General features: G+C 66.8%; 23 protein-coding genes. 15 read left to right on the top strand and 8 right to left on the bottom strand.

Features of this window, described 5'->3' with window-relative positions; translation table 11 throughout:
* The first annotated feature begins 60 nt into the window (after window positions 1-60).
* Window positions 61-1,071 carry an isocitrate dehydrogenase gene (locus tag IEV56_RS01045; protein WP_188446829.1) on the top strand — a complete coding sequence of 337 codons (1,011 nt, stop codon included), beginning with the start codon at window positions 61-63 and terminating at the stop codon, window positions 1,069-1,071.
* A gap of 68 nt (window positions 1,072-1,139) precedes the next feature.
* Here IEV56_RS01045 and thiD read toward each other — a convergent pair whose 3' ends face one another.
* Genes thiD through IEV56_RS01030 form a run of 3 tightly spaced genes read right to left on the bottom strand, consistent with a single transcriptional unit; the run spans window position 1,140 to window position 3,998 of the window.
* Window positions 1,140-1,928 carry a bifunctional hydroxymethylpyrimidine kinase/phosphomethylpyrimidine kinase gene (gene thiD / locus IEV56_RS01040; RefSeq protein ID WP_188446827.1) on the bottom strand — a complete coding sequence of 263 codons (789 nt, stop codon included), beginning with the start codon at window positions 1,926-1,928 and terminating at the stop codon, window positions 1,140-1,142.
* A 3-nt stretch (window positions 1,929-1,931) separates the two neighbouring features.
* Complete coding sequence (locus tag IEV56_RS01035; protein ID WP_188446825.1) at window positions 1,932-3,329, bottom strand: PhoH family protein; 1,398 nt, start codon at window positions 3,327-3,329, stop codon at window positions 1,932-1,934.
* Window positions 3,330-3,356: 27 nt separating this feature from the next.
* Window positions 3,357-3,998 (bottom strand): glycine cleavage system transcriptional repressor, encoded by a 642-nt coding sequence (locus IEV56_RS01030; protein WP_188446823.1) that lies wholly within the window; start codon window positions 3,996-3,998, stop codon window positions 3,357-3,359.
* A gap of 28 nt (window positions 3,999-4,026) precedes the next feature.
* Here IEV56_RS01030 and dapA point away from each other — a divergent pair, with 28 nt between their 5' ends.
* Both dapA and IEV56_RS01020 read left to right on the top strand, forming a co-directional pair.
* Entirely contained in the window at window positions 4,027-4,914 is an 888-nt protein-coding gene (gene dapA, locus IEV56_RS01025) for a 4-hydroxy-tetrahydrodipicolinate synthase (protein WP_188446821.1), read from the top strand.
* A 14-nt stretch (window positions 4,915-4,928) separates the two neighbouring features.
* Window positions 4,929-5,405 carry a hypothetical protein gene (locus tag IEV56_RS01020; protein ID WP_188446819.1) on the top strand — a complete coding sequence of 159 codons (477 nt, stop codon included), beginning with the start codon at window positions 4,929-4,931 and terminating at the stop codon, window positions 5,403-5,405.
* Between the two features lie 66 nt (window positions 5,406-5,471).
* On the opposite strand, the gene fdxA is transcribed toward IEV56_RS01020, so the two are convergent.
* The gene (gene fdxA, locus IEV56_RS01015; protein ID WP_188446817.1) at window positions 5,472-5,795 is read right to left on the bottom strand and encodes a ferredoxin FdxA; all 324 of its coding nucleotides are present in this window, start codon (window positions 5,793-5,795) and stop codon (window positions 5,472-5,474) included.
* An 86-nt stretch (window positions 5,796-5,881) separates the two neighbouring features.
* On the opposite strand from fdxA, the gene pcnB reads away from it, so the two are divergent.
* The 5 genes from pcnB to pgi are packed head-to-tail and all read left to right on the top strand — an operon-like array spanning window position 5,882 to window position 10,933.
* Window positions 5,882-7,216 carry a polynucleotide adenylyltransferase PcnB gene (gene pcnB, locus IEV56_RS01010; RefSeq protein WP_188446815.1) on the top strand — a complete coding sequence of 445 codons (1,335 nt, stop codon included), beginning with the start codon at window positions 5,882-5,884 and terminating at the stop codon, window positions 7,214-7,216.
* A 5-nt stretch (window positions 7,217-7,221) separates the two neighbouring features.
* Window positions 7,222-7,734: a 2-amino-4-hydroxy-6-hydroxymethyldihydropteridine diphosphokinase gene (gene folK, locus IEV56_RS01005; protein ID WP_425488549.1), complete on the top strand. Its 513-nt coding sequence runs from the start codon at window positions 7,222-7,224 to the stop codon at window positions 7,732-7,734.
* Window positions 7,721-8,551 carry a 3-methyl-2-oxobutanoate hydroxymethyltransferase gene (gene panB, locus IEV56_RS01000; RefSeq protein ID WP_188446813.1) on the top strand — a complete coding sequence of 277 codons (831 nt, stop codon included), beginning with the start codon at window positions 7,721-7,723 and terminating at the stop codon, window positions 8,549-8,551. The genes folK and panB overlap by 14 nt, the downstream gene beginning before the upstream one ends.
* Window positions 8,548-9,408: a pantoate--beta-alanine ligase gene (panC, locus tag IEV56_RS00995; RefSeq protein WP_188447953.1), complete on the top strand. Its 861-nt coding sequence runs from the start codon at window positions 8,548-8,550 to the stop codon at window positions 9,406-9,408. The genes panB and panC overlap by 4 nt, the downstream gene beginning before the upstream one ends.
* A gap of 4 nt (window positions 9,409-9,412) precedes the next feature.
* Complete coding sequence (gene pgi / locus IEV56_RS00990; protein WP_188446811.1) at window positions 9,413-10,933, top strand: glucose-6-phosphate isomerase; 1,521 nt, start codon at window positions 9,413-9,415, stop codon at window positions 10,931-10,933.
* Here the strand turns inward: pgi and queG are convergent.
* Window positions 10,923-11,981: a tRNA epoxyqueuosine(34) reductase QueG gene (gene queG / locus IEV56_RS00985; protein ID WP_188446809.1), complete on the bottom strand. Its 1,059-nt coding sequence runs from the start codon at window positions 11,979-11,981 to the stop codon at window positions 10,923-10,925. The genes pgi and queG overlap by 11 nt on opposite strands.
* A gap of 14 nt (window positions 11,982-11,995) precedes the next feature.
* Between queG and tsaE the strand changes: the two genes are divergently transcribed.
* The 5 genes from tsaE (at window position 11,996) to IEV56_RS00960 (ending at window position 17,709) form a co-directional block, all read left to right on the top strand.
* Window positions 11,996-12,478: a tRNA (adenosine(37)-N6)-threonylcarbamoyltransferase complex ATPase subunit type 1 TsaE gene (tsaE, locus tag IEV56_RS00980; RefSeq protein ID WP_188446807.1), complete on the top strand. Its 483-nt coding sequence runs from the start codon at window positions 11,996-11,998 to the stop codon at window positions 12,476-12,478.
* Window positions 12,479-12,551: 73 nt separating this feature from the next.
* Window positions 12,552-14,054 carry an N-acetylmuramoyl-L-alanine amidase gene (locus IEV56_RS00975; protein WP_188446805.1) on the top strand — a complete coding sequence of 501 codons (1,503 nt, stop codon included), beginning with the start codon at window positions 12,552-12,554 and terminating at the stop codon, window positions 14,052-14,054.
* Window positions 14,055-14,096: 42 nt separating this feature from the next.
* A complete protein-coding gene (mutL, locus tag IEV56_RS00970) occupies window positions 14,097-15,878 on the top strand; it encodes a DNA mismatch repair endonuclease MutL (RefSeq protein WP_188446803.1) in 1,782 nt (593 codons plus the stop codon).
* The gene (locus IEV56_RS00965) at window positions 15,875-16,804 is read left to right on the top strand and encodes a DUF1684 domain-containing protein (RefSeq protein WP_188446801.1); all 930 of its coding nucleotides are present in this window, start codon (window positions 15,875-15,877) and stop codon (window positions 16,802-16,804) included. The genes mutL and IEV56_RS00965 overlap by 4 nt, the downstream gene beginning before the upstream one ends.
* Before the next feature lie 2 nt (window positions 16,805-16,806).
* On the top strand, window positions 16,807-17,709 hold the full coding sequence (locus IEV56_RS00960) for a TraB/GumN family protein (RefSeq protein ID WP_229730122.1): 903 nt from the start codon (window positions 16,807-16,809) through the stop codon (window positions 17,707-17,709).
* A gap of 61 nt (window positions 17,710-17,770) precedes the next feature.
* On the opposite strand, the gene rsxB is transcribed toward IEV56_RS00960, so the two are convergent.
* Entirely contained in the window at window positions 17,771-18,181 is a 411-nt protein-coding gene (gene rsxB, locus IEV56_RS00955; RefSeq protein WP_188446799.1) for an electron transport complex subunit RsxB, read from the bottom strand.
* A gap of 2 nt (window positions 18,182-18,183) precedes the next feature.
* On the bottom strand, window positions 18,184-20,256 hold the full coding sequence (gene metG, locus IEV56_RS00950; protein WP_188446797.1) for a methionine--tRNA ligase: 2,073 nt from the start codon (window positions 20,254-20,256) through the stop codon (window positions 18,184-18,186).
* A 79-nt stretch (window positions 20,257-20,335) separates the two neighbouring features.
* Between metG and apbC the strand changes: the two genes are divergently transcribed.
* Both apbC and dcd read left to right on the top strand, forming a co-directional pair.
* Window positions 20,336-21,424, top strand: a complete 1,089-nt coding sequence (apbC, locus tag IEV56_RS00945) for an iron-sulfur cluster carrier protein ApbC (RefSeq protein WP_188446795.1) — start codon at window positions 20,336-20,338, stop codon at window positions 21,422-21,424.
* A 10-nt stretch (window positions 21,425-21,434) separates the two neighbouring features.
* Window positions 21,435-22,004 carry a dCTP deaminase gene (gene dcd / locus IEV56_RS00940; RefSeq protein WP_188446793.1) on the top strand — a complete coding sequence of 190 codons (570 nt, stop codon included), beginning with the start codon at window positions 21,435-21,437 and terminating at the stop codon, window positions 22,002-22,004.
* 124 nt (window positions 22,005-22,128) lie between these two features.
* Here the strand turns inward: dcd and IEV56_RS00935 are convergent, their stop codons facing one another.
* Entirely contained in the window at window positions 22,129-22,644 is a 516-nt protein-coding gene (locus tag IEV56_RS00935; protein WP_188446791.1) for a hypothetical protein, read from the bottom strand.
* Window positions 22,645-22,652 lie beyond the last annotated feature (8 nt).

Here is a 22,652-nt window from a genome sequence, read left to right as displayed (position 1 = left end):
GAGAGCCGGCCGGATGGGGTATAATAATGCCCCTCATCCGCTGAATATTGGTGAATACACATGTCGCAGACGATCGCTGTCATCCGGGGCGATGGCATTGGCCCGGAAATCATGGACGCCACCCTCGAGGTGCTGAACGCCCTCAACGTCGGTTTGGAGTACGACTTCGTCGACGCCGGCCTGAGCGCCTATGAGAAGACCGGCGAACTGCTGCCGGAAGCGACCCTGGCCGCGATCGCCCAGCACAAAGTGGCGCTGAAGAGCCCGCTGACCACCCCGGTCGGCGAAGGTTTCGCCTCGATCAACGTGGCCCTGCGCCGCAAGTTCGACCTGTACGCCAACGTGCGTCCGGCCATCAGCTTCCCGAACACCAAGTCGCGCTACAGCGGCATCGACCTGATCACCGTGCGCGAGAACACCGAAGGCGCCTACATCGGCGAAGGCCAGAGCCTGTCGGAAGACGGCGAGACCGCGCTGCTGACCCAGAAGATCACCCGCAAGGGCTCCGAGCGCATCGTGCGCTACGCCTTCGACATGGCCCGCGCCATCGGCCGCAAGAAGGTCACCATCGTGCACAAGGCCAACATCCTGAAGTCGACCTCGGGCCTGTTCCTGAAGGTGGCGCGCGAAGTGGCCGCCCAGTACCCGGACATCGAATGCAACGAGATGATCGTGGACAACACCTGCATGCAGCTGGTGATGCGTCCCGAGCAGTTCGACGTGATCGTGACCACCAACCTGTTCGGCGACATCATCTCCGACCTGTGTGCCGGTCTGGTCGGCGGCCTGGGCCTGGCCCCGGGCGCCAACATCGGCAAGGACTGCGCCATTTTCGAGGCCGTGCACGGCTCGGCCCCGGACATCGCCGGCAAGGGCGTCGCCAATCCGTGCGCGCTGCTGCTGGGCGCGGTGCAGATGCTGGAGCACATCGGCCAGGTGGACGCCGCCAAGCGCCTGAAGCAGGCCATCGTCGACACCATGAACGATAAGGACAGCCTGACCCCCGATCTGGGCGGCACCGGCTCCACGCAGACCTTCGCGCAGGCCATCATCAAGCACATCAAGGCGTAAGTTCTCTTCCGCCGGAAACGAAAAAAGCGCGCCTCGGCGCGCTTTTTTCATGTGGTCTGCCGTGATGCTCAGGCGTTGATGTGTCGCAGCACCGATAATGCGGCCTTGCCGGGCTTGTAGGCCGCCTTGAGCGCATCGAACACGTAATCCCCTGCCGCCTCGCAGGCGTCCGGTAGCGATTTCTTCAAGGCCAGATTGGCCGCGATGGCCGAGGACAGCGTGCAGCCGGTGCCGTGTCCGGAAACCTTCAGGCGCGGGTGTTCGAATTCGTACAGCGCCTTGCCGGTGTCGAGCCGGTCGATCACGGTCTTGCCGCGCAGATGGCCGCCTTTCAGCAGCACCGCCTTCGCGCCCAACGCCAGCAGTTCCACCAAGGCGGCTTCGGCCTCTTCATCGCTGTCGATGGTGTGGTCTAGCAGCAGCACGGCTTCGTCGATGTTCGGCGTGATGACCGTGGCCAGCGGCAGCAGGCGGTCTACCAAGCGGCGGATGGCGCGGGTTTCCAGCAAAGTGTGGCCGGAGCTGGACACCATCACCGGATCGAGCACCACATGCTTCGGTTGGTGGATTTCCAGCGCGTCGGCCACCGTGTCGACGACTTTGGCGTTGGCCAGCATGCCGATCTTGACCGCGCGCACGTCGAAGTCGGCGAACGCCGAATCCAGCTGCGCTTTCAGGAACGCCACCGGCGGCACGTGTACCGCCTGCACGCCGCGGGTATTCTGCGCGGTCAGCGCGGCGATGGCCGACAGCCCGTGCACGCCGTGCGCCGCGAAGGTCTTCAGGTCGGCCTGGATGCCGGCGCCGCCGCCGGAATCGGAACCGGCGATGGTGAGCACCGAGGGCGCGCGCGCCATGGCTTACAGCACCTCGGAGGCGTAATCGGCCAGGCGCGAGCGTTCGCCGCGGCGCAGGGTGATGTGCGCCGAGTGCGTCCAGGTCTTGAAGCGGTCCACCGCGTAGGTCAGGCCGGAGGTGGTCTCGGTCAGATACGGCGTGTCGATCTGCTCGACGTTGCCCATGCAGATGATCTTGGTGCCCGGGCCGGCGCGGGTGATCAGCGTCTTCATCTGCTTGGGCGTCAGGTTCTGCGCCTCGTCCACGATCAGCCAGCGGGTCAGGAAGGTGCGGCCGCGCATGAAGTTCATGGCGCGGATCTTGATGCGCGAGGCCAGCAGGTCGTTGGTGGCGCCGCGGCCCCAGGAGTTGTGGTCGTGGGTGCTGGTCAGCACTTCCAGGTTGTCGGTCAGCGCGCCCATCCAGGGCGTCATCTTCTCCTCCTCGGTGCCGGGCAGGAAGCCGATGTCCTCGCCGACCGAAACGGTGGCGCGGGTCATGATGATCTCGCGGTAGCGTTGCACGTCCATGGTCTGCGCCAGACCGGCGGCCAGCGCCAGCAGAGTCTTGCCGGTGCCGGCGGTGCCGAGCAGGGTGACCAGGTCGATGTCCGGATCCATCAGCGCGTTCAGCGCGAAGTTCTGCTCGCGGTTGCGGGCGTTGATGCCCCAGACCTGATGCTGCGGCGTGCGGAAGTCGTCGACGATCTGCAATACCACGCGTTCACCGTCGATCTTCACCACCCGCATCTCGACCTCGTCCTCGCCCGGCATGTACAGGAACTGGTTCAGGTACCAGTCGTCGTCGCGCGCGCGTCGGATCTCGTAGAAGGTGCGGCCCTTGTCGGTCCAGGAGCGCAGGTTGCCCTGGTGGCGCTCCCAGAAGTCCGCTTGCAGCTCCTTGACGCCGGTGAACAGCAGGTTGAAGTCGTCGATGGCGCGGTCGTTCTCGTAGTCCTCGGCCAGCACGCCGCAGATCGAGGCCTTGATGCGCAGGTTGATGTCCTTCGAAACCAGTACCACCGGCGTCTCCGGGTGGTCCTCCTTCAGCTGCAGGATGGCGCCGAGGATCAGGTTGTCCGGCATCACGGTGCCGAAGCGTTTGCCGGATTCGGTCGGTTTCAGCTGGAACAGCAGGCGGCCGACGCTGTCGGCGGCGCGCAGGTTCAGGCCCTTGGGCTGCACCAGCGCAATGCCCTCGGCGATGTCGCGGTTGCCGTGGGCTTCGATCAGCTCGTTGATGAAGCGGCTGACCTGGCGGGCGTTGCGGGAGGATTCGGAGTGGCCTTTCTTGCCGTTGTCCAGCTCCTCCAGCACCATCATCGGGATGAAAACGTCATGCTCTTCGAACTTGAACAACGCGGTCGGATCGTGCATCAGGACGTTGGTGTCCAGGACGTAGATGCGCTTGCTGCGTGTCATTGGCGTTTTCCTTGGCCGGGGGATTTTTCAATATTTCATCGGGTCCATGATGGCGTCCAGGTTCAGGTGGTCGCAGAACTCCATGAAGTCGTCGCGCAGCGCCGCGATGTGCATGCTGGCGGGGATGCCGATGGTGAGTTGGGCGGTGAACATCGAGGCGCCGGTGTGCATGGCCTGGTAGCCGTTGCTCTGCATGTTCTCGATGGTGATGCCCTGGCGGTCGAAGAAGTCGGCCAGCTGGAACAGGATGCCCGGCTTGTCGGCGGCCACCACTTCCACCAGATACGGCAGCAGGTTCGACTGCATCGGTTTCGGGCCGGTGCGGTAGAACGCGATGCGGATGCGGTCCTCGCGTTCGAGCTTGCCGAGCAGGGCCTCGAGCTTGACGATGGCGTCCCAGCTGCCGGCCGCCAGCGCGACCAGCGAGACGTCACGGCCGACGGTGGACAGGCGGGTGTCGAGCAGGTTGCAGCCGGACTCGGAAATCCGGCGCGAAACCATGAGCAGGGGCGAGTGCGGATAGGTGCTGTAGGCGCTTATCAGCAGGTGGTTGCCGGAGGCCGGCGCTTGCGTTTCGGTGTCGTTCAATGCGCGTTCCTGGGACACGGGAATCTGTGTCAGAATGGTGCTCACAGAATAGAGTTTCGCCGGCTTGCCGGCAAGTGCCATTTTCGACCGCAATCCAGGAGCCTTCCGCGTGCAGTTACACGGCAGCATCACCGCACTCACCACCCCGTTCGACGCCGACGGCCGGCCTGATCTGGCCGCCTGGCGGGCCCAGATCGAACGCCAGATCGAGGCCGGCACCGCGGCCGTGGTGGTCGCCGGTTCCACCGGCGAAGCCGCCGCGCTGAGCGACGCCGAATACGCGCAACTCATTGAAACCGCGGCCGCCTGCGTCGGCAAGCGGATTCCGGTGCTGGCCGGTAGCGGCCTGTCTTCCACCGCCAAGACCATCGCCCAGACCAAACTGGCGCAGGACAGCGGTGCCGATATTGCCTTGGTGGTGACGCCGCCGTACGTGCGGCCAACCCAAGCCGGCCTGATTGCGCACTACCGTGCCGTGGCCGATGCCGCGGGCATCCCGGTGGTGCTGTACAACGTGCCCGGCCGCACCGGCTGCGACATGCAACCGGACACCGTGGCCGCGCTGCGCCCGCATGCCAATATCATCGGCTTGAAGGAAGCGGTGGGCGACGAAGGCCGCTGGGCTGCGCTGTATCCGCTGGCCGGACCGGATTTTTCCCTGCTCAGCGGCGACGATCCGACTTTCGTGCGTGCCATGGCCGGCGGCGCGCACGGCGTGATTTCGGTGGCCTCGAACGTGGTGCCGGCGACTTTCGCCGCCATCTGCCGGCTGTTGCGTGACGACAACCTGGCCGGCGCCCAGGTGCTGGACGCGCGTCTGCGCGGCCTGTACGACTTCCTCGGCGTCGAACCCAATCCGGTGCCGGTCAAGGCCCTGATGCGCCTGCTGGGCTACGGCCAAGACCTGCGCCTGCCGTTGCTGCCGCTGTCCGAGCCGCACCGCGCCGAGGCGTTGCGCATGGCGGAATTGTGCAACACTGTCGAACAATCGATCTGATCCGAGGAAACCGTATGTCCCTGATGTCGAAATGTGGCCTGCCCATGCTGTTGCTGACGCTCACCGTCGGCGGCTGCGGCTGGTTCAAGAGCAAGCCGGATTACGAGGGCGCCGAATTGGCCAAGCCGATCACGGTGCCGGCCGACCTGAGCCGCCCGAGCGACCGCGACGCCATGCGCATCCCGGCCAAGAGCCTGATCGGCGCCAATGCCGTGCGCGTCGAATCGGTGCGCAGCGTCGATGTCGGCGGCGATGTCGCCTCGGTCTGGAAGCGTGCCGGCGACGCGCTCGCCGCCGTCGAGGGCGCCGAGATCCTGAGCCGGGCCGAAAGCATCGCCAGCTACGAAGTGCGTTTCGCCGGCGAGACTTTCCTGGTTTCGGTGCAGGCCAACGGCGCCGGCTCCCGCATCATCGCGGTCGGTGTCGACGGTGCGGCCAGCGAAAGCGCCGCCGCCGGCCAGCTGCTCGGTCTGCTGAAAGCCAAGCTGTAAGTTTCCCGGTGTTGAACGGAAAAGAGCGCCCATGGGGCGCTCTTTTTTGTCGCGGCGGTTCCGGACTCAGCGTTGCAGGTATTGCAGCTTGTCCGGTTTGCCGTCCCATTCGGCCGCTTCCGCCAGCGGCTCTTTGCGGGTGGTGATGACCGGCCATTGTGCAGACAGCTCGGCGTTCAGCGCCACGAAATGCTCCTGGCCGGCCGGCACGTCGTCCTCGGGGAAGATGGCCTTGGCCGGGCATTCCGGTTCGCACAGGGTGCAGTCGATGCACTCGACCGGATCGATCACCAGGAAGTTCGGACCTTCGTGGAAGCAGTCGACCGGGCAGACCTCGACGCAGTCGGTGTATTTGCAGCGGATGCAGTTTTCGGTAACGACAAAGGGCATAAATCACCTAAAGGGCGGTAAACCCCGTAAAATACGGCTTGGCCACGGGGCTTGGACGTGGACATTTTACTGCATTTAGGAAGCTTATGAGCGAACCCCAGGAGGCGGGCCACGGCACCGTCATCGCCCGCGCCGACCACGGCATCTCCCGCAAGGACATCAGCCCGAACGCCCTGCGCGTGCTGTACAAGCTACGCGACGCCGGCTTCAAGGCCTACATCGTCGGCGGCGCCGTGCGCGACCTGCTGACCGGCGGCCACCCGAAGGACTTCGACGTCGCCACCAACGCCACCCCGGAACAGGTGCGCGCCCAGTTCCGCAACTGCCGCCTGATCGGCCGCCGCTTCCGGCTGGCGCACGTGATGTTCGGCTCCGAGATCATCGAGGTCGCCACGTTCCGCGCCTCCGGCGACGACGACACCGCCGCCGCCGACCGCGAAGTGCACGAGGAAGGCCGGCTGATCCGGGACAACGTCTACGGCACCCTGGAGGAGGACGCGTTCCGCCGCGACTTCACCGCCAACGCCCTGTATTACACGGTCGAGGATTTCAGCGTGCGCGACATCGTCGGCGGCTACCGCGACGTCAAGGACCGCGTGCTGAAGCTGATCGGTGATCCGGAAACCCGTTACCGCGAGGATCCGGTGCGCATGCTGCGCGCGGTGCGCCTGGCGGCCAAGCTCGGCTTCTCGATCCACCCCGAGGCCGCCGCGCCGATTCCGGCCATGGCGCCGCTGCTGGCCGGCGCGTCCTCGGCGCGCCTGTTCGACGAGGTGCTGAAGATCTTCCTGGCCGGCAGCGCGGTGCCGAGCTTCCTGCTGCTGGAGCAGTTCGGTCTGCTCGACGTGCTGTTCCCGGACGCCGCCAAGGCGCTCAAGACCAACCGCAGCGGCGCCCTGCGCGCCATGCTGATGCAGGCGCTGCGCAACACCGACGAGCGCGTGCGCGCCGACAAGACGGTGGCGCCGGGCTTCCTGTTCGCCTGTCTGCTGTGGCCGGCCTATTGCCGCGAGGTCGCGGTATTGCAGGCCTCCGGCGCCGAGCTGGCGGTGGCGCAGCAGCGCGCCGCCGACCGCGTCACCCTGCGCCAGACCGAGCGCGTGGCCATTCCGCGCCGGTTCTCGCTGCCGATGCAGGAAATCTGGCAGCTGCAGTCGCGTTTCGGACAGCGCACGCGCAAGCGGGTGTTCCGCCTGCTGGCGCATCCGCGCTTCCGCGCCGCCTTCGATTTCCTGTCGCTGCGCGCGCATGGCGTGCCGGAATTGGCCGAGGAGCTGCGGTTCTGGGAGCAGGCGCAGGCCTTGGCGCCCGAACAGCTGGCGGAAATCATCCCGGCGCATGCCCCGGCCGGCAGCGGCGAAAGCGCCGCGCAGCCGCCGAAACGCCGCCGTCGGCGCAGCAGGCCGCGGCCCGCCGGCTGATTGCCGTGTCCGCACGCGTCTTCATCGGCCTCGGCGGCAACCAAGGCGACACCGCCGCCATCCTGCGCAGTGCCGCGCAGGCCATCGCGAAACTGCCGCGCAGCCGTCTCTGCGCTGTGTCCGGCGTCTATCGCACGCCGGCCTGGGGCGGGGTGGAACAACCCGATTACCTGAACGCCGTGCTCGAGCTCGACACCGCCTTGCCGCCGGGCGTGCTGTTGCATGAATTGCTGGACATCGAACGCCGGCATGGCCGCGACAGAGCGCAGGAAACTCGCTGGGGGCCACGCACGCTGGATTGCGACATCCTGCTGTACGGTGAACGCCGCATCGAGGCCGAGGGCCTGCAGGTGCCGCATCCGCGCATGGCCCAACGCGCGTTCGTGCTGGTGCCCTTGGCCGAACTCGCGCCCGACCTGACAGTTCCCGGCCAAGGTGCTTTAATGGAGCTGCTCGCGGCCCTGCCCAAACAGCCGATCGAACGACTCGCCGAAGGAATCGACCATGTACGCCAATGACGCCGATGCGCCGCTCCGCGCGCCGATCACCGTGCCCGCCCTGCGCCAGATGAAGCAACGTGGCGAACGCATCGCCGCGCTGACCGCCTACGACGCCAGCTTCGCGCGCGCCATGGACCATGCCGGCATCGACGCCGTGCTGGTCGGCGATTCGCTGGGCATGGTTGTGCAGGGCGGCGCCAACACCGTCTCGGTCACGCTCGAGGACATGGTGTACCACAGCCGCTGCGTGGCCAAGGGCCTGCGCTCGGCGCTGCTGATCGCCGACATGCCGTTCCAGACCTACGCCGGCCCCGAACGCGCGCTCGACGCCGCCACGGCGCTGCTGGCCGAGGGTCTGGCCAGCATGGTCAAGCTCGAGGGCGCCGGTATCGTGCTGGACGCCATCGGGTATTTGAGCGAGCGCGAGATCCCGGTCTGCGCACATCTGGGACTGACCCCGCAATCGGTGCTTAAACTGGGCGGCTTCAGGGTCCAGGGCCGCGACGCCGACGCCGCCAAGGCGCTGCTGGCGCAGGCGCGGGCGGTCGAGGCCGCCGGCGCGCAGCTGCTCGTGCTGGAATGCGTGCCCTCGACGCTGGCCGCCGACATCACCGGCGCGGTCGGCATCCCCACCATCGGCATCGGGGCCGGTCCGGACTGCGACGGCCAGATCCTGGTCTGCCACGACGCGCTCGGCATCAACTCCGGCCACCGTCGGCCGCGCTTCGTCAAGGACTTCCTGAAAGGCCGCGATTCGGTGGAGGCCGCGTTCCGCGCTTACGTTGACGAGGTCAAATCCGGCGCCTTCCCCGCGCCCGAACACGGATACGCCTGATGCACGTCTTCACCGGACTCGCCGAGCTGCGGCGGCAAATCAACGAATGGAAGGCCGAGGGCCAGCGCATCGGCTTCGTGCCGACCATGGGCAACCTGCACGCCGGCCATTTCGCCCTGGTCGAACTGGCCAGGCAGCGCGCCGATAAGGTGGTGGCCAGCATCTTCGTCAATCCCACCCAGTTCGGTCCGAACGAGGATTACGCGCGCTATCCGCGCAGCGAGCAGCGCGACTGCGGCGGCCTGCAGGCGCATGGCTGCGACGCGGCGTTCCTGCCGACCGCGGACGTGATGTATCCGTTCGGCGCCAAGAACACCGTGCAGATGCACGTGCCCGGCATCACCGACATCCTCTGCGGCGCCTACCGGCCCGGCCACTTCAACGGCGTGGCCACGGTGGTGGCGCGACTGTTCAACATGGTGCAGCCGGATCTCGCGGTGTTCGGCCGCAAGGACTACCAGCAGCTGCAGGTCATCCGCTACATGGCGGCCGAAATGAGCTTCCCGGTCGAGATCGTGCCGGCGCCTACCCTGCGCGAAGCCTCGGGGCTGGCGATGAGCTCGCGCAACCAATACCTGACCGATGCCGAACGCGTCACCGCGGCCGAGGTCTACCGCACCCTCTGTTTCATGCGCGACGCCTATCTGGCCGGCACGCCGGTCGAGCGCATCGAGCACGAGGCCTTCGCGCGGCTGGAGGCGCAGGGTTTCGAGGTCGACTACGCCGAAATCCGTTCGGCCGAACTCGGCCGGCTGGCGCGTGCGCGCACCAGCGCACGGGTGGCGCTGATCGCGGCGCGTCTGGGATTGACGCGCCTGATCGACAATCTCGAATTCGACAGCCAAGAGGGCAGTTGACGTCATGTGGAACACGGAGGACTGGCAGGCGCTGGCAGCACATGCCGAGCGTTGCCGCAGCAAGACCATCGCGGGGTTGGTGGCGGCTGAATCGGGGCGCGCCGCCGATTTCGCCTGCCGCGTCGGGCCGCTGTACCTGAATTTCGCCCGCCAGCACATCGATGCCGAGGCCGTCGCCGATCTGCAGGCGCGGTTAGTGGCCTCCGGTATCGAAGCGCAGGCGCGCGCGCTGTTCGACGGCGCGCACGTCAACGCCAGCGAGGACCGTCCGGCCCTGCATACGGCGCTGCGCAGCGGTCTGTCGGCTGCGCCGGCGGCGCGCGCGGCGCATGCCGACGCCATGGCGGCGCTGGCCCGGATGGCGGAAACCGCGGCCCGGCTGCGCGCGCGCGGCGTCACCGACATCCTCAGCGTCGGCATCGGCGGCTCCGACCTCGGACCGCGGCTGCTGCTCGACGCCTTGGCCGAGCACGCCGACGGCGGATTCCGCGTGCATTTCCTGAGTTCGGCCGACGGCATGCATCTGGACCGTTACATGGCTACGCTCGATCCGGCGACGACCGCGGTGCTGCTGGTCAGCAAGAGCTTCACCAGCCAGGAGACGCTGATCAACGGCGCCGTGCTCAAAGCCTGGGCCGGCGATTCGGAACGCGTGTTCGCGGTCACCGCCAACGCCGCGCGCGCCGAGGCCTTCGACGTGCCGGCCGGCAACATCCTGCCGATCTGGGACTGGGTCGGTGGCCGTTTCTCGGTCTGGTCGGCGGTGTCGTTCGCGGCCGTGCTCGGCCTCGGCATGCCGGCGTTCCGCGAATTCCTGCGCGGCGGCGCCGACATGGACGCGCATTTCCTGGAGGCGCCGGCCGGGTGCAACGCGGTGTATTGGCAGGCGCTGATGTCGGTCTGGAACCGCAACGCCATGGGCTACGGCACGCAGGGCATCATCCCGTACGACGAGCGCTTGGCCCTGCTGCCGGCGCATCTGCAGCAGGTAATCATGGAAAGCCTGGGCAAATCGGTCACCGTCGACGGCCGCGACTGCCCGCAGGCGACCTCGCCGGTGCTGATGGGCGCCAGCGGCAATCCCAGCCAGCACAGCTTCTTCCAATACCTGCAGCAGGGCGTGGGCACGGTGCCGCTCGACATCCTCGGCGTGCTGCGTTCCGGCCACAGCCAGCCGACCAACCATCACTTCATGCTCGCCAACCTGCTGGCGCAGGCCGAATCCCTGGCCAACGGCCAGGACGATGCCGATCCGCAACGGCGTTATCCCGGCAACCGGCCTTCGACCGTGATTCTGCTCGACGAGCTGACGCCGTATGCCCTGGGCATGCTGCTGGCGCTGTACGAACACAGCGTGTTCGTGCAGTCGACGATCTGGGGCATCAACGCCTTCGACCAGTGGGGCGTGGAACTCGGCAAGCGCATCGCCATCGGCCTGATGCCGCATGTGGAAGGCGAGGGCGGCGACGCGGCCGCGCTCGATCCGGTGACGCGCGAACTGCTGGCGCGCCTGCTCAGCCGCTGAGCGCGGCGTCCAGCCGGTCCAAGGCCCAGCGCGCGTGTTCGCGCACCACCGGGTCGGGGTGCCCGCACCTTTCGGCCAGTGCGGCGCGGTTGGCCTCGCTCGGCGCGGCGTTGCCGAGCGCCACCGCGATGTTGCGCAGCCAGTTGACGTACCCGGTGCGGCGGATGGCCGAGCCTTCGGTGCGCTGCAGGAATTCCTCCTCGCTCCAGGCGAACAGCTCGAGCAGTCCGGCTTCGTCGAGCCGGTGGCGGGCGGCGAAATCCGGCTCGGCGTGGATCTTGGCGAACTTGTTCCAGGGGCAGACCAGCTGGCAGTCGTCGCAGCCGAAGATGCGGTTGCCGATGGCGGCGCGGAACTCCTCCGGGATGCTGCCTTGGTGCTCGATGGTCAGATAGCTGATGCAGCGCCGCGCATCCAAGCGGTTCGGTGCCACGATGGCCGCGGTCGGGCAGACGTCGATGCAGCGCGTGCAGGTGCCGCAATGGCCCTGCGGCTTGAGCGCGCTGCGCGGCAGCGGCAGGTCGGTGTAGATCTCGCCGAGGAAGAACCAGGAGCCCTCGTCCTTGTCGATCAGGCAGGTGTGCTTGCCGATCCAGCCCAGACCGGCGTTGCGCGCCAGCGCCCGTTCCAGCGCCGGCGCCGAATCCACCAGCACCCGGTAGCCGAAACCGCCGGTTTCGCCGGCGATGAAATCGGCCAGACGCTGCAACCGCCGCCGCATCAGCTTGTGGTAGTCGCGGCCGAGCGCGTAGCGCGCCACATAGGCGCGTTCGGAGTCGTGCAGGGTTTGCCAGGCCTGTCCGGGGTCGGTGCCGTAATCCATGCGCACCGAGATCACCGACACCGTGCCCGGTTGCAGCAGTTCCGGGCGCGAACGCATCTCGCCATGCCGGGCCATGTAGTCCATCTGGCCGTGCAGGCCGTGGGCCAGCCAGTCGCGCAGATGCGCTTGGTCCTCGCCCAGCGCGGCCTCGGCCACGCCGAAGCCGGTGAAGCCGAGTTCGCGGCTGTGGTCGCGGATTTTGCCGAGCAGGGCGTGGAAGTCCATCGCGCCAGTATAAAATGCTTCACATGACCGCACACGCCGCCGACAGCCGCAGCCCCGAAGACACCGCCGCCTTGGCCGCGCGTCTGGCGGCCGTATGCCCGCCGGGCATGACGGTGCACCTGCACGGCGACCTCGGCGCCGGCAAGTCGACCTTCGCGCGCGCCTTCCTGCAGGCGCTCGGCGTGCGCGGCGCGATCAAGAGCCCGACCTATACCCTGATCGAGACCTATGCGCTGTCCGACGGCCTGGATGCCGTGCACATGGACCTGTACCGCATCGCCGACCCCGACGAGGTCGATTATCTGTCATTGGACGATTACGACGGCCGCAGCCGGGTGATGTTGGTGGAGTGGCCGGAACGCGGCGAAGGCCATATTCCGCCCGCCGATCTGCGCATCGACCTCGCCGGCGAAGGCGATGTGCGCCGCATCCGCATCGATGCGCGCACGGCCGACGGCGCCGCCTGGCTGGCCGCGTCCGGCTTGAACGCCGCATGAACCGTGGTACGGTATGTATAATCAAGGCTTGCGCCGACCGGCCGCCAATGCTTCAATCCCGCTTATGAGAATGATGCTGAAACGACTGCTCTGCCTCGCGCTGCTGCTTGCCGCCGGCCACGCTTCGGCCGCCGGCGTCACCTTGTCCGGCATCGTGCTGCTGCAGGACGGCGATTCGACCAAGGCGCTGATCGACCTCTCGGGTCCGGCCAGCTACAAATCCTTCACCCTGAAAGCCCCCGACCGCGCCGTGCTCGACATCGACGGCGCGCAGCTGGCGCCGCAGTTCGCGTTGCCGCCGGCCAACGGCATCGTGCTGTCGGTGCGCCAGGGCAAGACCCCGACCGGCGTCCGCCTGGTATTCGATCTGGTGCAGGGCGCCGAATTGGCGACGCGTCTGGACGATGCCGCCGGCAAGCCCCGGCTGGCCTTGGAATTACGCGGTAAAGGCGCCGTGCTCGCCGCCGCACCGGCCAAGACGGAGCCCGCGCCGGCCGTGATTCAAGCTCCCGTGCCGGCCAAGACCGCTCCGTCCGTCGCCAGCACGCCGGCCAAGCCGGCCGCCGGCGCGCCGGCATCGGCTAACGTACCCGGCCGCAGCAACATCGGTTACGCGCTGATGGACGATGAAATCGTGCAGATCGACATCGACAGCTCGGGCGACAAACCGACCACCACGGTCAAGCCGGCCGGCAACAAGCCGGTGCCGCCGCTGCCCAGCCAGAAGCCCTCGATCCACCCGACGCCGGCGCAGGCCCAGGCGGCGTTGCCGAAGAAAGCCAAGACCGTCAACGACGTGCTCGGCCCCTCGGCGCGCAAACTGGTGATCGCCATCGACGCCGGTCACGGCGGCAAGGATCCCGGCGCGCTGGGCGGCAGCGGCCTGCGCGAGAAAGATGTGACCCTGCGCGTGGCCAAGGAACTGGCGGCCCTGGTCAACGCCGATCCAGGTATGCGCGCGGTGCTGATCCGCGACGACGATACGTTCGTGCCCTTGCAGGAACGCTACCAGCGCGCGCGCCGGGCGCAGGCCGACCTGTTCGTCTCGATCCACGCCGATGCCGCGCTGAACAACGCCGCCAGCGGCTCCTCGGTGTTCGTGCTGTCGACCAAGGGCGCCTCCTCGCAGGCCGCGCGCTGGCTGGCCGACAAGGAAAACGCCGCCGACCTGGTCGGCGGGGTCAGCTTGGACGACAAGGACAAGAACCTGTCGGCGGTGCTGCTGGACCTGTCGCAGAGCGCCACCATGCGCATGAGCGAGGACGCCGCCGAAAAGGTGCTCGGTTCGCTCAAGGATCTCGGCAAGGCCCACAAGAAGCAGGTCGAGCACGCCAATTTCGTGGTGTTGCGCTCGCCGGATGTGCCCTCGATGCTGGTCGAGACCGGCTTCATCACCAATCCGGACGAGGAGCGCAAGCTCGGCGACCCGGAGCACCGCAAGCGCTTGGCCTACGCCATCGCCCAGGGCCTGCGCAATTATTTCGTCGAACAGCCCCTGCCGGGCACCTATTACGCCCGCAAGGGCGAGGTTTCCGGTGCCGGCGTGACCGCCGCCGGCCCCGGCATCATCCCCTGATTTCCGGCCGCCCGCCGCGCGCATTCGGTACAATGGACGGCCATGCGCATCCATAAGCTGCCCGATGTCCTGATCAACCAGATCGCCGCCGGCGAGGTGGTCGAGCGCCCGTTCTCGGTGGTCAAGGAACTGGTCGAGAACGCGCTGGACGCCGGCGCGGCCAAGGTCGAGATCGAGCTCGAGGAGGGCGGCATCCGCCTGATCCGCGTGCGTGACGACGGCGACGGCATCGCGCCCGAGGAGCTGCCGGTGGCGGTGCAACGGCACGCCACCAGCAAGATCGCCAGCTTGGACGACCTCGAGCAGGTGGCCACGCTCGGCTTCCGCGGCGAGGCGCTGCCCTCGATCGCGTCGGTTTCGCGCTTCGCCATCCGTTCGCGCCGGCCCGAGGCCGAGCACGGCGCGGCGCTGGCCATCGACGGCGGCCGGCTGGGTGCGGTGCTGCCGGAGGCGCACCCCAAGGGCAGTACGGTGGAGGTGCGCGACCTGTTCTACAACGTGCCGGCCCGGCGCAAGTTCCTGAAGGCCGAGCGCACCGAGCTCAACCACATCGACGACTGGCTCGGCTCGCTGGCGCTGGCCAAGCCGGCGGTGGAACTGCGCGTGCGCCACAACGGCAAGGCCTACAAGCACTACAAGCCGGTCGACGCCGACGCCCGCCATCTGGAGCGGGTGGCGCAGGTGCTGGGCGAGGGCTTCGCCGGACAATGCCTGCCGGTGGCCGCCGAGCATCAGGGTATGGTGCTGCGCGGCTGGGTCGGGTTGCCGACCGCGGCCCGCTCCAGCGCCGACCAGCAGTACTTCTTCGTCAACGGCCGCGCGGTGCGCGACAAGACCGTGGCGCATGCGGTGCGCCAAGCCTATGCCGACGTGCTGTACCACGGCCGGCATCCGGCCTTCGTGCTGTTCCTGGACATCGATCCGCTGCGGGTCGATGTCAACGTGCATCCGGCCAAGCATGAAGTGCGCTTCCGCGACGGCCGCAGCGTGCACGATTTCATCTACCGCAGCCTGCACCGGCTGCTGGCCGATACCCGCGCCGGCGCCGCGCCGGAGGCCTTGCCGTCGCCCGTGATGCCGTCGCCATCGGCGTATCCGTTGGCCTATGCCGCGCCGCAAACGCGCATGGCGCTGCCGGTGCAGGAAAATCTGGCGCACTACCGCAGCCTGTACGCCGAACCTGCCGAGGCCGCGCCGGCCGCCGCGGCGCAGCCGATGCCCGAACCGCCGACCGACGGCTCGCCGCCGCTGGGTTTCGCGCTGGCGCAGCTGCACGGCGTGTTCATCCTGGCCGAGAACGACGCCGGCTTGGTGCTGGTCGACATGCACGCCGCGCACGAACGCATCACCTACGAGCAGTTGAAGGCGGCGCAGGGCGACGGCGGCATCCGCAGCCAGCCGCTGCTGGTGCCGGTATCGGTGCCGTTGAGCGAATCCGAGGCCTCGGCCAGCGAGAGCCTGGCCGAACCCCTGCGCGAGCTGGGCTTCGAGGTGGTGCGCAGCGGACCGCAATCGGTCAGCGTGCGCGCAGTGCCGAGTCTGCTGGCCGACGTCGACGCGCGCCAGCTGTTCCTGGACGTGCTGTCCGAGTTCCGCGAGTTCGGCGCTTCGCGCCGGCTGCAGGAAGCGCAGAACGAACTGCTGTCGACGATGGCCTGCCACGGCTCGGTGCGCGCCAACCGGCGCTTGAGCCTGCCGGAAATGAATGCCCTGCTGCGCGCGATGGAAGCCACCGAGCGCTCCGGGCAATGCAACCACGGCCGCCCCACCTGGGTGCAGCTGAGCCGGTCCGAGCTGGACCGCCTGTTCATGAGAGGACGATGATGCGCAAGATACTGATGATGGCCGCCACCCTGCTGTTGGCCGCCTGCCAACAGGGCCCAAGCCCTGAACAACTGGCCAAGGAAAAAGCCGAGAAGATGAAATACGAAGCCGAAATCGCCGCTTGGCGCAGCGAACGCATCGAGCGCCTGAAAAAGCCGGACGGCTGGCTGTCGCTGGTCGGCATGCACTGGCTGCCGGTCGAGGGCTTCACCCGCGTCGGTTCCGGCGCCGACAATGGCACCCGCTTGGCGACCGGCCCGGCGCGCTTGGGCGTGATCTCCACCGCCGCCGGCAACCGGGTCTGGCTGCAGCCGGAAGCCGGCGTGGCGCTGACCCTGGACGGCCAGCCGCTGACCGGCAAGACCGAGCTGACGCCCGACAGCCGCGGCACGCCGAGCGTGGTCGGCTTCGAGAACGGCCGCGCCAGCTTCGTGGTCATCGAACGCGGCGGCAAGCTGGCCCTGCGCGTGCGCGACGCCGAGGCCGAGACCCGGACGAAATTCACCGGCATCGACTATTTCCCGATCGACACCGCGTTCCGTTTCACCGCCACCTTCACCCCGCACGAAGCCGGCCGCACCATCGACATCGTCAATATCCTCGGCATGGTCGAGCCGATGATGAATCCGGGCACGGTCAGCTTCACAGTGGGCGAGGTCACGCACACGCTGGAAGCGGTGGATGAGGGCGACGGCCGCCTGTTCCTGATCTTCGCCGACCGCACCTCGGGCAAGGAAAGCTATGCCGCGGCGCGCTTCCTGTACGCCGATCCGGCCGGCGCCGACGGCACCACCGTGGTCGACTTCAACAAGGCCTATAACCCGCCGTGCGCGTTCAACGCCTACTCGACCTGCCCGATGCCGCCGCCGGAAAACCGGCTCGACCTGGCGGTGACCGCCGGCGAGAAGAAGCCGCGGAAGATCTGAGCATGCGCCTTGCCCGCCCTCTGCTGTGCCTGACGCTGCTGCTGGCCGGCTGCGCCAGCGCCCAGCCGCCGACGCCGGCGCTGTGGCGGGTCAGCGATGCCGACAACAGCCTGTATCTGCTGGGCTCGTTCCATCTGCTGAAGCCGGACGACTACCCGCTGTCGGCCACCGTGCAGGCCGCGTTCAAGGATGCCGAGACGGTGCTGTTCGAACTGCCGCCGCAGGAGATGGGCTCGCCGGCCACGGCCATGGCGATGAGCCGCGCCGCGCTGCGCGGCGACGGCAAGACCTTGGCCGAGGAGATCGGTCCCGAGTTGGACGGCAAACTCGGCGCGTGGGCCGCGGCCAACAGCGATGCGCTGGCCACGTCCGGCCTGTCCGCCTCGCTCTTGCAACGTTTCGAACCCTGGTTCGTGGCGCTGTTGATCAGCAACATCGAAATGGCCAAGCTCGGCCTGGATCCGGCCTTGGGCCTGGATGCCCACTTCGTGGCCGAGGCCGCCAAGGCCGGAAAGCCCGGCGCGGGCCTGGAAACCGGCGCTCAGCAGATCGCGCTGCTGGACGGCATGAGCGGCGACGAACAGCGCCAACTACTGCGCGAATCGCTGGCCGAAGCCGACGAGGCCAAAGCCCGCACCGAAGCCCTGCACGCGGCCTGGCGCCGCGGCGACGACAAATACCTCTGGCGCGAAATGGGGCTGGAGATGCGCCGCGAGTATCCGGCGCTGTACCGGCGCATCAACGTCGAACGGAACGACGCGTGGTTGCCGGCGTTGCAGGCCCGCTTGGACGCGCCTGGCAGCGACGATACCTTGGTGGTGGTCGGCGCCCTGCATCTGCTCGGCGAAGACGGCGTGGTGGCCAAGCTGCGCGCCAAGGGTTACAAGATCGAGCGCCTCAAGTAACCTCGAATCCCCCTCGATCCCCCGCGCAAAGGGGGAAGCGCGCCGCGCAGCGGGATTCCCGCTAAACGTAAACCACGTCGATGCAATCGACCGGGCAGGGCGGAATGCACAGATCGCAACCGGTGCAGCGGTCGGCCAACACGGTATGCATCAGTTTCGACGCGCCGACGATGGCATCGACCGGACAGGCCTGGATGCATTTGGTACAGCCGATGCATTCGGCTTCGCGGATGACCACCACCGACGCCGGCCGGGTTTCGCCGTGTTCGGGACTCAGCGGTTTCGGTTCGCATTCCAGCAACGCGGCCAGCGCGCGGATGCCGGCTTCGCCGCCGGGCGGGCATTGGTTGATGTCGGCCTCGCCGTCGGCGATGGCCTCGGCGTACGGCCGGCAGCCGGCATAACCGCACAGGCCGCATTGGGTCTGCGGCAGCAGCGCGTCGATGGCCTCGGCGGTCGGCCGCTGCGGCATCCTTACTTGACCGGGTGGCCGGGTTGCGCGCCGGCGTCGGCGTCCAGCAGGAACAGGCCGTCGTTGCCGCCGGCCGACAGGATCATGCCTTCCGAGATGCCGAAGCGCATCTTGCGCGGCGCCAGGTTGGCGATGAACACCACGTTGCGGCCGACCAGCTTCTCCGGCTCGCCGTAGCTGGCGCGGATGCCGGAGAAGATCTGGCGCTGGCCGAGGTCGCCCGCATCCAGCAGGAAGCGCAGCAGCTTGTCGGAGCCGTCCACGAAGCCGCACTCCAGCACTTTGCCGATGCGCAGATCGAGCTTGGCGAAGTCCTCGATGCCGATGGTGCCGGGTGCGGCCTCAACAGCCGGAGCTTTCTTTGGTTCGGCGGCCTTGGCTGGTTTGGCTTCAGTGGCGGGCGGGGCGGCGGTGGTGTCTTTCGAGGCGTCGATCATGGCTTGGATGTGTTTGGGGTCGATGCGGGTGAACAGCGGGCTGTAGGCGGCGATGCGGTGCGCCAGCAGCGGGCCGGTGAAATCGGACCAGCGCGCGGCCGGTGCGTTCAGGAAGGCTTCGGCCTGCGCCGCCACTTGCGGCAACACGGGCTTGAGCGCCAGCGCCAGCACGCGGAACAGGTTCAGCGCCTGGGTGCAGACGGCGTGCAGCGTGTCCAGGCCGTCCGGCTGCTTGGCCAAAACCCAGGGCTTGGTGTCGTCGATGTAGCGGTTGGCGATGTCGGCCAACGCCATGGTCTGGCGCAGCGCTTGGCCGATCTCGCCATCCAGATAGCTTTGCCGGATGGCGGCGAATTCGGTTTCGAACTGCGCGTACATGGCCGAATCCGGCAGCGTGTCGGCCAATTGGCCGTCGAAACGGGTGGCGATGAAACCGGCGCAGCGGCTGGCGATGTTGACGAACTTGCCGACGATGTCGGCATTGACCTTGGCCACGAAGTCGTCGAGGTTGAGGTCGAGGTCGGCCACGCCGGAACCGGATTTGCCGGCGAAGTAGTAGCGCAGCGCTTCCGGCTGCAGGCCGGCATCCAGATAGCTGCGCGCCATCACGAAGGTGCCGCGCGATTTCGACATCTTGGCGCCGTTCACCGTCAGGTAGCCGTTCACGTGCAACGCGGTCGGCGCCCGGAATCCGGCGCCGTGCAGCACCGCCGGCCAGAACAGGCCATGGAAGTTGACGATGTCCTTGCCCAGGAAGTGGTGCAGTTCGGTTTCGCCGGCGGCGTTGCGCGCGGCGTCCAGGAAGGCGTCGAAGTCGAGGCCTTCGCGTTGGCACAGGGCCTGGAAGCTGGACAGGTAGCCGATCGGCGCGTCCAGCCAGACGTAGAAGAACTTGTCCGGCGCGCCCGGAATCGGGAAGCCGAAGTAGGGCGCGTCGCGCGAGATGTCCCAGTCGCGCAGGCCGCCGTCGGCGTCCAGCCATTCGCGCAGCTTGGTCTGGATGCCCTCGTGCGCCACGCCGCCCTTCAGCCAGGCGTCCAGGAACGAGGCGTAGTCGCCGAGCTTGAAGAAGTAGTGCTCGGATTCCTTCAGCACCGGCTTGGCGCCGGATACCACCGACACCGGGTCGATCAGGTCGGTCGGGGCGTAGGTGGCACCGCAGGCCTCGCAGTTGTCGCCGTACTGGTCGGCGGCCTTGCAGTTCGGGCAGGCGCCCTTGATGTAGCGGTCCGGCAGGAACATGCCCTTTTCCGGATCGTACATCTGGTTGATGGTGCGCACTGCGATGCTGCCGCGCGCCTTCAGGGCGGCGTACACGCGCTCGGTCATGGCCCGGTTATGGGCGGAATGGGTCGAGTCGTAGTGGTCGAAATCGACCGAGAAGGCCTTGAAATCGGCCTCGTGCCCGGCCTGGATGGCGGCGATGAAGGCCTCCGGGCTCAGTCCGGCCTTTTCCGCGGCCAGCATGATCGGGGTGCCGTGGGTGTCGTCGGCGCAGACGAAGTGGACGGTGCCGCCGGCCAGTCGGCGGGCGCGGACCCAGATGTCGGCCTGGATGTAACCGACCAGATGGCCCAGATGCAGGGGGCCGTTGGCGTAGGGAAGGGCGGTGGTGACGAGTGCGGGGGCGAGATTCATCACAGAATTATAAAGGCTCCGGCCCCTGTTTGTGGCTTTCCTTTGCCGCTACAATAGGCTTTTCCGCGAAGTACGCCGCATGTCGCTCACCGAAGACGCCGTCCGCGCCGAATTGGCGCACATCCTCGACCCCGATACCGGCCTGGACCTGATCTCGGCCAACGCCGTGCGTGCCGTCGGCATCGACGGCCAGAACGTGGCGCTGGCCCTGCAGTGGGCCTATCCGGCCAAAAGCGGCCAGCCGGCCCTGATCGAGGCCATCCGCAGCCGCTTGGCCGAGCGCCTGGGCGCGCAGGCGGTCAGCGTCGAGATCCAGACCCGCATCCCGGCGCACAAGGTGCAGAAAGAGCTGTCGCCGCTGCCGGGCGTGAAGAACATCGTGGCCGTGGCCTCCGGCAAAGGCGGCGTCGGCAAATCGACCACCGCCGTCAACCTGGCGCTGGCTTTGGCGGCCGAGGGCGCCAGCGTCGGCATTTTGGACGCCGACATCCACGGCCCGTCGATCCCGATGATGCTCGGCATCTCCGGCAAGCCCGACAGCCTGGACGGCAAGACCGTGGAGCCGAAGATCGCCTACGGCCTGCAGGCGATGTCGATCGGCTTGTTCCTGGGCGAAGACACCCCCACCATCTGGCGCGGCCCGATGACCACCCAGTACCTGCAGCAGCTGCTGACCACCACGCGTTGGCAGGACCTGGACTACCTGATCATCGACCTGCCGCCGGGCACCGGCGACATCCAATTGACCCTGGCCCAGCGCATCCCGGTCTCGGCCGCGCTGATCGTGACCACGCCGCAGGACATCGCGCTGATCGACGCCAAGAAGGCGCTGAAAATGTTCGAGAAGGTCGAGGTGCCGGTGCTCGGCATCGTCGAGAACATGGCCGTGCACATCTGCTCCAACTGCGGCCACGCCGACGCCGTGTTCGGCGAGGGCGGCGGCGCGCGCATGGCCGAACAATACGGCACCGAGCTGCTGGGCCAGCTGCCGCTGCAGCGCGCCATCCGCGAGCAGATGGACGCCGGCACGCCGACCGTGGCCGTCGCGCCGGATTCACCGGCCGCCGCCGCCTACCGCGCCATCGCCCGCAAGGCCGCCGCCAAGCTCTCGCGCCAGGCGCGCAACAAGAGCATCGGCTTCCCGAACATTGTCATCCAAAACACCTGAGAGCCCCGACATGAGCATCAAGTCCGACAAGTGGATCCGCCGCATGGCCGAGCAGCACGGCATGATCGAACCGTTCGAGCCCGGCCAGGTGAAGACCGCCGCCGACGGCCACCGCATCGTGTCGTACGGCACCTCCAGCTACGGCTACGACGTGCGCTGCGCGCGCGAGTTCAAGATCTTCACCAACATCAACTCGACAATCGTCGACCCCAAGGCCTTCGACCCGACCAGCTTCGTCGACATCGAATCCGACGTCTGCATCATCCCGCCCAACTCCTTCGCGTTGGCGCGCACCGTGGAGTTCTTCCGCATCCCGCGCGACACCCTGGTGGTATGCCTGGGCAAGAGCACCTACGCGCGCTGCGGCATCATCGTGAACGTGACGCCGCTGGAGCCGGAATGGGAAGGCCACGTGACGCTCGAATTCAGCAACACCACGCCGCTGCCGGCCAAGATCTACGCGGGCGAGGGCGTGGCGCAGATGCTGTTCTTCCAGTCCGATGAAGTCTGCGAGACCTCCTACAAGGACCGTGGCGGCAAATACCAGGGCCAGACCGGCGTCACCCTGCCGAAGACCTGAAGTCCATAATTCGTTTGCGTATGAAAAAAGCCGGCCCGCGATGCGGAGTCGGCTTTTTTATATCCACTAGTAATGAATTTATTTTTCCTTGTGATGCTATTCAAGCTATCTTTTGTTTTTCTATTTATTTTGATGGATTGAATTTACCATGGATTTGGTCGTGACATAGTTTGCAAACTGCCATCAAGTCTGAGTCGAGTTCTTGCCCAATTCGAGCGTATGTCTTGTGGTGAATCTCAGTGGCTGGATAGTGTTCGCAGCACTCGCATTTTTTAGTTGCGCGTTCCAAAATAACCATACGACGCTTTCTCCATGTTTCAGACTCTAGATAAGCTTCATACTCCGCTTTCAGGCTTGGTTCAATTGCTATATAGATAGCTTGGTATTCAGCGTTTTTACGCGCTCGCCATTTAATCTCAAGCTCGTTATCAAACAGAGTGATGGATATTGGTTTCGCTTGGTTTTTTATTGATTTTAACCCGATTGCACTTCCGGCATGTCCACAACTAATGCATTGGTTGTAATAAGCTTTCCTACTGTCTACGAGAATTCTAAGGCGAATCTCGCGTACTTCATGAGTGCATCGGTACCTCTCCTCAATAGCAGAATAAGCGGCTTTTTTGATTAGAAAATGCGACATAAAAAATC

The sequence above is a fragment of the Arenimonas maotaiensis genome (assembly GCF_014638745.1).
GTDB lineage: Bacteria > Pseudomonadota > Gammaproteobacteria > Xanthomonadales > Xanthomonadaceae > Arenimonas > Arenimonas maotaiensis.
The sequence above is the reverse complement of the archived record's forward strand: the minus strand, read 5'-3'. Positions and strand labels throughout refer to the sequence as shown.